Genomic DNA, 11736 nt, shown 5'->3' on the forward strand with positions numbered 1-11736 from the left:
TAGATCACGTAGGCGAGGGCTTCTCCCGGAACATCGATATTAAGATTGTCCCTGCTTCCCTCTTTTACGGCTTTTGTGACATCTATTACTGTAATATCTGCCGCTTCCAGGCTACTCATGAGATCTTTTCGCCTGTCCATGATCTCACCTGTCGTCACAAGGATCCTGCACCCTGAATCTTCAAGTATATACATTATCCTTTCTTCAGGATACTCAGGATCTATACTCATAAAGGCGCCGCCACTCTTTAAGGCCCCCTCTCTCATTACGTAGCCATAGCTGTTCCTGTCTGCAAGGACTGCTATCTTACTCTCTATATCAGCACCATTGTCTCGCAGCACATGCCCCAGAGCATTGGCTTCCTCATTAAGTTCTCTGTAGGACAGCGTCCTGTCGATTGCGATAAGTGCCGTTCTGTCAGGGTACTTTTCAGCTGAATCCTGAAGATGGCGATATCCTGGCTTATCTTCAAATGGACTTGAAACATCATATATATTAAGTATCTTCTCTTCATCAGCTTTGGCGGTAAGGCATACATCCGAAAGTTGTTCCTTGCAAAGAAACTCACTCGTAATGACATCCATCATACGGAAGAATCCTTTTACCGTAAATTCAGAGAAAAGAGCCGGATCGTACTCAAGCTCATAAACAACCTTTGATCCATCAAGGCTTAAATCTATGCCTATACCAGCCCTTGCCCTTGAAAGTCCCAGCATTTCAAGTTTGGCAGGTTCTCCGCCAATCATTGCGCCATGCTCGTACTCTCCCTGATAGGCAAACATAATGTCAGCCTTGATATCATAAGCATTCCTTATCTCAGCAAAGCTGTATATATCGTTGGCCATTGCAGACAGGATATATTTCTGGCATGCTTCTATGGTCTCTAAAACCTTCTTTCCCGGAGCGCATTCCAAATATACCGGCAGGGTCTTTACCAGCATAGATACACTATCTGAAAGCCTTCCATCACTTCGGCCGTTATAGATTGTAGTAAATATGGCATTTTCAGATGCTGTATACGACTTGAGTGCAAGGCCAAAAGCAGTCGTAAAGAAAGCATTAATGGTACAGGAATTATCAAGGCAGAACTGTCTTATCAGATTTCCATCCGTTTCTCCTGTGGTCTTTAAGAAGCCAATGTGACCATTTTCTTCCTTACCATCTTTTACCGGAAGTGTCTCTCCGCCGCAGCCTGCAAAGTAACCGTCGTACCAGGCCTTTGCCTTTTCAAATCGCTCGCTTTTCCTCGCGGCTTCTTCATCAAGAGCAAACTCATATCCTGTATATTTCTCTTTTTCTATTTCTTCACCTGAATAAGCTCTGTCAATGTCTCTTTTTAGAATATCAAGAGATCCGCCATCGCTTACAATGTGGTGGGTATCAAGGAAGAAATAGTTACCATTCTTTGTTTCATAAATCTCTGCACGGAAGAGAACTTCTCCCGTATCAAGGGAAAATGGCCTTACCAGCTCATCTTCGGTTGGAATGGTATCTTTCTTAAATACAGGAGTTTCAAACTTATAGTCATCCCTTCTTCTTGCGTGTACGATTCCATCCTTGTCACTTACAGGTTCCATGAAAAGATATGGATGGGCTGCTACAGCTTTTTCAATGGCTCTGGCAAGTTTTTCGCAGTCCACACTGTCCCCTAGTTTATGAAGTTCCGGGATGTTATAGATGGTAGACCCCGGATAGCGCATACATTCGATATATATACCTGTCTGGGTCATTGACAGCGGATACTCTTCTCTGAGTTCATACTCTTTCTCTTCATCCGCATTTCTCAGGATACTGTCTATAGCTTTGACAGTACTGTTCTCAAATATATCCGATACTTTAAGGTTTCTTCCAAAGCGCTCTGACAAAAGGGCGCACAGCTTGATGCATCCTACAGATGACAGACCAAAGGAAAACAGATCAGATGTGATGCCCAAAGGCAGATCACCAATTACTTCTTTAATGATCTCAAGGATCTGCTCCTGAGTTTCATTCTCAGGCGGAACTATCTCATCTTCCATCATTACAGCCTGAGGCAGTGCCTTTTTGTCTATCTTGCCTGAAAGATTCATAGGCATCTCATCAAGCTGCATGAAGGCCTGTGGCACCATGTAGGAAGTAAGGTAAGAGGAAAGATAGGACTTCAGGCCCCTTATATCAACCTTTTCATCAGCCGTGAAATAGGCAGCAAGGTAGTCTGTTGCACCCTTTGCAACTATCACTATGCAGCTTCTTACGCCTGGGTAATTCCCAAGAACGCTCTCTATTTCACCAAGCTCAACACGAAGTCCTCTGAGCTTGACCTGATTATCTATCCTTCCGTGGAACTCGACATCTCCATCCTCTTTAATGCGCACAAGATCGCCACTCCTGTAGGCAGGAAGGCCTAAAAGGGTAATGAAGTTTCTCTTGTTAAGGTCCTCTCTTCCAACATAGCCTCTTCCTACTCCGTTTCCCATGATAACAAGCTCGCCAAGAGCTCCGGGAACCTGAAGGCGGCCATCTCTGTCAAAGGTTGCCAGCTTTACATTGGATAAAGGATATCCAATCGTTATGTCATCAGTGCTGTGAAGTTCTTTTAAAGTGCAGGTTACGCAGCACTCTGTCGGACCATAGCTGTTATATATATAAAGGTCGGGATTTATTGCTGCCATCTTGGCATATAGAACCGGCGGAAAAGCTTCCGAACCAATATCTATGCACTTAAGATTTTTAATGGCAGGGGCAAAAGACTCAATCTCTGTGAGGTTGAGCATATAGGTGGGAGTACATGTCATGGATTCGACATTGTTATCAAGGATCAGAGCCTTCATCTGCTGCGCATCCATGATCTGATCCATGGTTGCAAGAACTACTGTCTGCCCGTGTCCAAGAGGAACGAACTCCTCCAGAACAGATACATCAAAAGTAAACGCCGCAATGGCAAGCGTAACTCTTCCAAACTTAGTAAATACTCTGGCCTCCTTATTGTGAATGTTATCATCCACAAAGTTGGCAAGATTTCTGTTCTCGATCATCACACCCTTAGGCTTTCCTGTGGAACCTGAGGTGTAGATCACGTAGGCGAGGGCTTCTCCCGGAACATCGATATTAAGATTGTCCCTGCTTCCCTCTTTTACAGCCTTTGTGACATCTATCACTGTAACACCTGCCGCTTTCAGGCTACTCATAAGGTCTTTTCGCCTGTCAATGATCTCCCCGGTTGTCACAAGAAGACTGCACCCGGAATCTTCAAGGATATACATTATCCTTTCTTCCGGATACTCAGGGTCTATAGGCATAAAGGCACCGCCGCTCTTTAAGGCACCCTCTCTCATTACATAGCCATAACTGTTCCTGTCTGCAAGGACTGCTATCTTACTTTCTATATCAGCACCATTGTCTCTCAGAACATGACCAAGAGCATTGGCTTCTTCATTAAGTTCTCTGTAGGAAAGCGTCCTGTCAATTGCGATAAGTGCCGTTCTGTCAGGATACTTTTCAGCCGAATCCTGGAGATGGCGATATCCTGGCTTATCTTCAAACGGACTTGAAGCATCATATATATTAAGTATCTTCTCTTCATCAGCTTTGGCGGTAAGGCATACGTCTCCAAGGTGTTCTTTTTTCATGAACTCATGTATGATATTGCCAAACATACGAAGCAAACCATCTATTGTATATTCTGAAAAAGCAGCCGAGTCATACTCACACTCCCAGGTAATACCTTTATCCTCAGTTACAACTCTGAGCATAAGCTGTGTTCCCGATGTAAGCGCTGAATTGCCATCAAGATCAAGGCATATAGTGCCTTTCAGGTTGAATTTTGTGGCAATATTCTCATAGCTGTCTTCATCACTTTTAAAAAAATTCTCACAGTGTTTGATTTCAGAAAGAATGGATTCCTTAGCATCACATATGAGCCAAACTGCAACTTTTTTGCCGTTACTTATGCATGTAAAAAAGGCTCCTTCCGATGCAGTATATGACTTTAGGGTCAATGCAAAAGCGGTAGTAATAAAAGCCTGCGTTTGTATATTTTTTTCCTCGCAAAAGCTTTCTACATTATAGTCCTCTGCTAAATAGTGAACATCATATTTTACAAAAGAAGATTCTACTGTATTGCTGTCTTTTACAGGTATTGTTTCTTCACTGCATCCTGTATATAATTCATCAATATTATATTCTTTCATGACTGCATCTACCCTCCATGATTCAGGAATTATCTGTTTCTTCCTCCCCGCTAAGAATGATCATCAGTCTGCGTGCCCCAAGAAATTCTGATCTTATACAAATATTCGGTGCAAAATCGTCATCATCTTCATCTTGCTCCGGCATATCCGAATTTGTACCAATATAATCCTTTTTAGATTTATAGCGAAGGATTACCGCCTTTAATCCATCATCACGCTCCAAGATTGTAAAACTTGTCTGTAAAAAAATCCCGGCAGGAACAGCCTTCATCAATGGTGTAAAAAGTTTATCTTCTACCATAGAAATTTCCTGTTCGGTTAGAATACCATCCGCATCCTGCTTCCAGTTCCAACCATCAGAATGGTCCTTGTCAAACCGGCCTCCTGTCAAAAGAAGCAGGTTCTTTTGATGAAATTTATATATTCCTTCGGTTAAATTGTTACAGAAAAAGCATAAATAAATGAGGGCCGCAATACTTCCAATAACCGAAGCATACCAGGGCGCATCCATTCCAAAGAATGGATTTAAAAGCAAAATAAATCCTATTGTTACGATTGACTGGATAATTAAGGCCAAAGTTGCTTTTCCTTCCTCCTCAATAGCTGAAAGATAATCAATTAAAAGCATGGTTATAAGCGTTATTAACGCCCCCACACTGATAATACGAATAGCAATAGGAAGAGAAGCCAACATAACCGGATCATCTATGCCATATGGGATGATCATAAATTGTGGGAACAGGCACAAAATTGCAACTAGCGGGAACAGCATCGCAAATCCATATTTTGTCAGCATTCGCTTGACCATAAGCATTCCACTTTCATTTTGCTCTCCGTCATAAGCCGCTGCCATAGGATATATTGCATCAGTTGCACCTGCAATAACTATAGTGATCACAAGCTGAAGATTTTCCATTACAGCTGAGTTACTTATTCCTATTGTTCCGGCACTTTCACGCAGTGCAAAATTCTGGATTGCAAGCTGTATTGAGAACATAAGATACATTACTGCCTCGGCACATCCTGGCTTGATTATTTCAAGGTCACTCGGATCCGTTTCAATTTTTTTAATTGGAACAAATCTGCACAGTCTGTCAGTTTTTCTGAAATGTAAAAGATAAACAAAAACGCAGCATACAGAACCAAATACAGTTCCAAATGCGACAATTTCTATTCCTCGGTGAAATACATATACGCCTACAAAATCAATAATGATATTTACTATAGCACCTGTAATATCCCCAGCCATAGCTAAATTCTGGTTATTGTCATTTGCAAGAATATAGTCTCCAGAAAAGTTCAAGACAAGAAATACCGCACCCACCAAAGTCACCATAATATAAGTTTTGGCATATGGATAATTTTCCGATGTAGCACAAAGCAGCTTTAGCAGCGGATCTATAAATATAATCCCGGCTATGCTCAAAATGAGCGAAGCAATTACAAGCATGAGTATCGTGCGTGTAAAAATCCTGGCAGCTTTAGCCTTTTCACCGCTTCCTGAACATCTTGAAATCAAAACTCCGCATCCGATTCCTCCCAAAGCCGCAATAATATTGAAAATATAACCAATTGGGCCGGCTGTTCCGATAGCAGATAGAGCTTCCTCCCCCATAGAGTTTGATACACATACTCCATCAACTAATGGTGCAATCTGCGCAAATATCATTCCGACCATAGGCGGAAAAATATAACGCGCAGCGCTATGCCTTATGAATTGATTTTCATACTTATATTGAATTTTGCTCATGTAACTCTCCTATCCTATGATCATATTCCAAACAGTTGATAGTCAGTTTTTCCAATACAGGTTAATATAAGTTCAGCTGCCAATATACCCGTTGCATTTCTGCTATCAAGAAGAGGATTGGTTTCTACCATATCAATCGCCAGAAGCCTGTCAATATCCGAAAGAATCTCACAAACAGTAAAACCCTCTCTGTTTGTAAGACCATTCATTACAGGTGTACCTACTCCGGGAGCATTTCCCGGATCAAGTGCATCCATGTCGAAGCTTAAATGAATTCCCTTCGTGCCATCCGATGTGACCTCGATAGCTGTCTCCATGATCTTTCTAATGCCAAAATGATGAATATCACTTATAGAAAAGACATTTACACCATATTTCTTTAATTTTTTGACCTCCTCTGGATCTAAATCCCTTGCACCTACAATGGCAATCTTATGAGGATCAACTCTCGCTCCTGTAAAGCTGACTATTGAATCAGGTCCGCATCCACACACCGCTGAAAGAGGCATACCATGAATATTCCCTGAGGGAGTTATTTTGTCATCATTAAAGTCACCATGAGCATCTACCCATATAACTCCGATATCACCATAATGCTGGGCAGTGGCCGAGACAGAGGCTGCAGCTATACTGTGATCCCCACCAAGAATAATGGGAAAAGCTCCACTCTCATGTATCTTAAAAACTTGCTCAAAAAGCCTCTGGTTAGCCTCATTTATCTCTTTTTCATACCGCATATTGCTATTGCCCTCATCCGTTGCTACCATGGGCAAAATATCTCCATAATCCTTAACCTCATATCCATTTTCACGTATTTTTTGAATCAGCCCCGAGTGACGAATTGCAAGCGGCCCCATATCAACACCTTTTCTAACAGCTCCAAGATCCATCTGTGAACCAACGATTCCAATGCTCTTTTTTCTCATAATTTTTTTCCTCATAATAGCTTATTCAATGTACATACGCGTATTAACTACCAAATATTATCCAGTGTTTGTCTCTCTTTTTCTGATTCCCACTTTGGAATAGGAATAGCTTTATGATGCCTCTCCAAAATGGTATCAAGGCTCTCCGGCTTATGATAAAAGAAACCCTGCCCGAGCTCGCATCCTGCGCTTAACAGGAACTCCTTTTGCTCCTCTGTTTCCATTCCCTCACAGAGAGTATGGATTCCCAACTCATGTGCAATATCTATCATTCCCCTCAAAACTACTCTGTTAGCACTATTATGTGCATCAAGATTTATCAAAAGACTCATATCAAATTTGATAAGATCAATATCAAAACTACTGAATACATCAAGGGATGAATAGCCGCTTCCAAAGTCATCAACCCACAATTTATAGCCATTTTCACGAATCTTTTTAAGCTGTTCGTGGAATTTATCTGTTGCTTTAGAAAGACCCTGCTCGGTGATCTCGATGATAAAATAACTCTTATCTATACCGTACTGACTAATATCGTACTTATCATAGATTTTGTTGATCTCTTCAATAACATCAATATAATCAAAATCCTGCCTGGAGAAATTGATGGAAACCGGTAAAAGAGGAAGTCCCTCATCGTAACGGATCTTTATCTCTTTACACACTGCTTCAAACATATAAAGGTCCATCTCATGCATAAGATGATACTTTTCAAGTGCAGGTATGAAATCATCAGGATTTATGGTCCCTCTCTCAGGGTCAATCCAGCGAGCAAGCGCCTCAAATCCCATTCCATTGCCGGTTTCTATGCGCAGAAAGCACTGGTAAAAGACCTTTATCCAGTTGTTGTCCATTGCTGTATAAAAGTTCTCGATTATATATCTCTGATGATTGTATAAAGAATCGTCCTCTGCAGTGTAGAATCTGTAGTACTTATTTAAATCCTCACCAACAAGCTTGTTGGCTCTTACACTGTGGTCAATACATTCTTTTAGTGAATCATTCTTTTTATCTACATATATTCCTACATTTAAGCCTGTTGTTATTCCGAAGGCTCTTGACTTGAGCTTTGAATTGACGCTTTCAATCTTTTTAACTGTTTCTTCATCACTCAAATATGCATCAATAACAGCAAAATGGTCAGAGAAAACACGTGCAACTATTCCATGTGGAAACTCTGCCGTAAGGATGTTAGCAACAAGGATCAAAAGTTCGTCGCCTCTTTTTAGTCCATATCTCCTGTTGTAGGATTGCATGGAGTCTATATCCAGGTAAATAACAACCGGATTTTTGCCCCTGGCAACAATTTCCTGTATTTTACTGTCACCATTCTTATTGACATAATTTATATTTGGAAGATTAGTTAAGGCATCGACATAAAATTCATCCCTTTGAAACAGCTTATACTTATTTGCTATTTCGACAAACATATTTTCATGTTTTTGAACATCGTGGTAGACTAAAAATGCAAGATCTGTCCCATCTTCCATGGTTTGCCAATAGCCGATTGAATGTATGAGATGATAGCCATCATCCATTCTGACCCTGAAGGTAATGTCATAGTCTGTTTTCTTTTCAAGAAAATCCATACTTATAGCGCGAAGCTTATCCTTCTCTTCAGGATGAATCCTCTCAAAAAAGATCTCATTATCCCATTTATCATGAAGACGTTTCAAATAATCTCTTGATAAACTATGAAAATCAAGAAAACCATCAGAAATAGCAAGCGGCTCAAAATCACCACTTGCTAAAGGTTCAATAATGATCATCGGTACTTTAAGACTCTCATATGATTTTTTTATATCATCAGGGAGTTTATACAAAAGAATTTCTCCTTCGCCCCATTTTTTTCTATAAATAAATCATATAAAAGAAAAGTATTTTATTGATAATATATATCTAAAATAAAGATAAATTTTGAGTTAACTTTTTCATTATCAATTTAGCTTCCCTCATATACTTTTTTTCACCTGACTATAGTACTACATGGGAGATGCATATGCTAAAATTATTTTTTGGGGAGATTATCAGTATGAAAAAAGGTATTCTTAAAATTCTATACATTTCGCTTTTAATATCACTGCTACTGGGAGGATGCGCACAAAGCGCAGCTACTTCTACAGAAGATGTCGCCTGTTCCGGCTTTGAGACAAAAAAAGCTGAAGGGGATATTTCTTTTGACTATCATCTCTTCACTCCTGAAGATGGCACAGATAAGCCTCTTGTCATCGTATTCCATGGGTATGGAGAAAATGAGATTGCCCAAAACACAAAGATTGTAACTACGATAACAAGTGAGGAAAGCCAGGCTTTGAGGCCATGTTATCTTATTGCCCCCGCTATTGAAGACAATATATTCCTTGCCAAGTCAAACAGGGATAGTATGTATTCCAAGTTAAAAGAAATCTCGGATAAGCTCATATCTGACGGAAAAGTCGATCCTGACAGAATCTATGTTTTAGGCAATTCTTTTGGAGGGCTTGCAACAATTGAGTTTTTGGAATCTTACTCTGAAGATATCGCCGGCGCCATATGTATGTGCCCTGCTCTGACCTACTCAAAAGATTCAACATCGGATCTTTCTAAGATAAAAGATATTCCTCTGTGGTTTGCCCATGCTGAAAATGACAATGTAATTCCTGTGAATGTCAGCAAATCTGCTTACTCTACCCTAAAAGCAATGGGCTCAGAAAATGTATATCTCACAACTTTTTCCAACGAAGAAATGCTTAAGTGTGGTGCTCTTACGGGGTATCACCAGTCTGATCTTGCCGTGATGGCAGATGACTCCTATTTAGAATGGCTGTTTGAAAACAAAAATTGATGCGGCCTCTTGATATCACAGTAGGCAGCTTGTATAATTTATAATTAATTAAAGCATTTAATTAATTGATATGAAGGGAGTGATATCCATTAATCAAAAAAGTTTTGAACAGCTTGAGCTGCAGGTGGGGAGCGGCACAAATGATTTCAAAATGAGTCGCGGCAGCTTTAAATACAGGCAGCATATCGATCAGAAGATCAAGTTGGATCATGTTTCATCAGATACCTCTGAGAATGTGACTACCATTAAATTCCAAGCGGCTCATTCAGACATTACTGTTAAAGCTCAGATCACCACTTTGGATAACGGCATCACAAAGCTTTCTTTCCTTGGGGACACCGAAAAGTTTAACAGGTTCTGGATCACGCTTAAAAGTAATGAAGGCGAGCACATTTATGGTTGCGGGGAGACATATTCCAAATTCGACCTCAAAGGGGAAAAGGTCCGAATCTTTGTGGCAGAGCATCAAAATGCAAATCGCATCGGTAAAAAAATCATTAAGGAAAAAATCTTCGGAAAACATCCGGAAAAGACCTTGTCTTTTGACAAATATGAATCCTATTATGCACAACCAACCTTTGTATCAAGTGACAAGTACTTCTTACATGTTGACGTAAGCGCATATTCGGAATTCGACTTCAGAAAAAAAGATCATATAACGCTATACACGCAGGAAGCTCCTGTTATCTACTACTACAAAGCTCAAAGCTTCGAAGAACTTTCAGGTAAGCTGTCAGAGCTTTTAGGCCACCAGCGCCCTCTCCCATCCTGGGTCTACAATGGTGCGATTCTGGCAATACAGGAAGGCACTGAGATAATCGATGAGAAGATAAAAAAAGTCGAAGACAAAGGCGGAAAGATCTGCGGTATCTGGTCCCAGGACTGGTGCGGCTGCAGGCGGACAGGCTTTGGTTATCAGGTAATGTGGAACTGGCAGTGGGATAAGGACCTCTACCACAATCTTGATATCAAGATAAAAGAATGGAAACAAAAGGGAATTCGCTTTCTTGGCTACATAAATCCTTTTATCGCACTGGAGGGTGAGCTTTACAAAACTGCTTCAAAGGAAGGCTTTTGCGTCAAGGCAAAAGATGGCAGTGACTACCTCGTTACTATCACAACCTTCCCCGCAGCTATGGTGGACTTCACTAATCCCAAGGTCTATGACTGGTACAAATCCCTGATAAAGGAAAACATGATTGGTCTTGGCATGGGCGGTTGGATGGCTGATTTTGGGGAATATCTGCCACTTGACTGCGTGCTTTATAGCGGCGAAGACCCGCAAAAGCTCCACAACAGATGGCCTGCTATCTGGGCTCAGATGAATAAAGAAGCCATTGAGGAATGTGGCGTATCGGATGAAGTGTTCTTTTTTACCAGAGCCGGACACACAGGAACCATCAGCGCTTCGGCCATGATGTGGACCGGAGATCAGCATGTGGACTGGTCTGTGGATGATGGAATAGCATCTGTTATTCCTGCAACGCTGTCTCTTGCTATGAGCGGCTATGGTCTTACGCATTCTGATGTTGGCGGTTACACAACAATAATGCATATGACCAGGTCAAAAGAACTGCTTCTTCGTTGGGAAGAAATGAATGTATTTTCACCTCTTTTTAGAAGTCATGAGGGTAATCAGCCATCAAGAAATGTTCAGTTTGATGGAGATGACGAACTTTTGGAGCAGCTTTCACGTTCATCACGGCTTCATGAAAGATTAGCTTTTTACATCAAAGAGTGCGTGGAAGAAAATGCAGCCAGGGCACTCCCTGTCATGCGACCTCTCTTTTACCACTATGATGAAAAAGATGCCTACACAGAGAAAACAGAATACCTGTTGGGGCGGGATATTCTCGTTGCTCCTGTGCTAAAAGAAAACTCTGAATCAAGGAACGTATATTTACCGGATGATACCTGGATCCATCTATTTACAAAAAAAGAATATAAGGGCGGAAGGTATGAAATCGAAGGGAAGGTCGGGATGCCGCCTGTATTTGTGAGAAAAAATGCAGAACTATTTGAGAAGCTTATTGAAGTAACTGACAACTTGTAATTACACAAACGGGG

At 40.9% G+C, this 11736-nt stretch carries 6 protein-coding genes; 2 read left to right on the forward strand and 4 right to left on the reverse strand.

Features of this window, described 5'->3' with window-relative positions; genetic code table 11:
- The 4 genes from C4S54_RS15980 to C4S54_RS06820 form a co-directional block, all read right to left on the reverse strand.
- The coding region (locus tag C4S54_RS15980) for a non-ribosomal peptide synthetase (RefSeq protein ID WP_160110715.1) at window positions 1-4169 on the reverse strand (4169 nt) is incomplete at its 3' end.
- 22 nt (window positions 4170-4191) lie between these two features.
- Window positions 4192-5919: an MATE family efflux transporter gene (locus C4S54_RS06810; RefSeq protein WP_103868847.1), complete on the reverse strand. Its 1728-nt coding sequence runs from the start codon at window positions 5917-5919 to the stop codon at window positions 4192-4194.
- A gap of 20 nt (window positions 5920-5939) precedes the next feature.
- Window positions 5940-6845 (reverse strand): arginase, encoded by a 906-nt coding sequence (rocF, locus tag C4S54_RS06815; RefSeq protein ID WP_160110716.1) that lies wholly within the window; start codon window positions 6843-6845, stop codon window positions 5940-5942.
- Between the two features lie 47 nt (window positions 6846-6892).
- A complete protein-coding gene (locus C4S54_RS06820) occupies window positions 6893-8668 on the reverse strand; it encodes an EAL domain-containing protein (protein WP_103868849.1) in 1776 nt (591 codons plus the stop codon).
- 209 nt (window positions 8669-8877) lie between these two features.
- Here C4S54_RS06820 and C4S54_RS06825 point away from each other — a divergent pair, with 209 nt between their 5' ends.
- Complete coding sequence (locus C4S54_RS06825) at window positions 8878-9669, forward strand: hypothetical protein (RefSeq protein ID WP_160110717.1); 792 nt, start codon at window positions 8878-8880, stop codon at window positions 9667-9669.
- Window positions 9670-9739: 70 nt separating this feature from the next.
- Window positions 9740-11722, forward strand: a complete 1983-nt coding sequence (locus C4S54_RS06830; RefSeq protein WP_103868851.1) for an alpha-glucosidase — start codon at window positions 9740-9742, stop codon at window positions 11720-11722.
- Window positions 11723-11736: the final 14 nt, after the last annotated feature.

Origin of the sequence: Butyrivibrio sp. Su6 (assembly GCF_900108105.1) — a bacterium.
In the GTDB taxonomy this organism is placed as follows: domain Bacteria; phylum Bacillota; class Clostridia; order Lachnospirales; family Lachnospiraceae; genus Butyrivibrio.

Coding starts and splice junctions, on each gene's coding strand:
- C4S54_RS06825 (WP_160110717.1), top strand. CDS start 8,878: ATGAAAAAAGGTATTCTTAAAATTCTATACATTTCGCTTTTAATATCA.
- C4S54_RS06830 (WP_103868851.1), top strand. CDS start 9,740: ATGAAGGGAGTGATATCCATTAATCAAAAAAGTTTTGAACAGCTTGAG.
- C4S54_RS06810 (WP_103868847.1), bottom strand. CDS start 5,919: ATGAGCAAAATTCAATATAAGTATGAAAATCAATTCATAAGGCATAGC.
- rocF (WP_160110716.1), bottom strand. CDS start 6,845: ATGAGAAAAAAGAGCATTGGAATCGTTGGTTCACAGATGGATCTTGGA.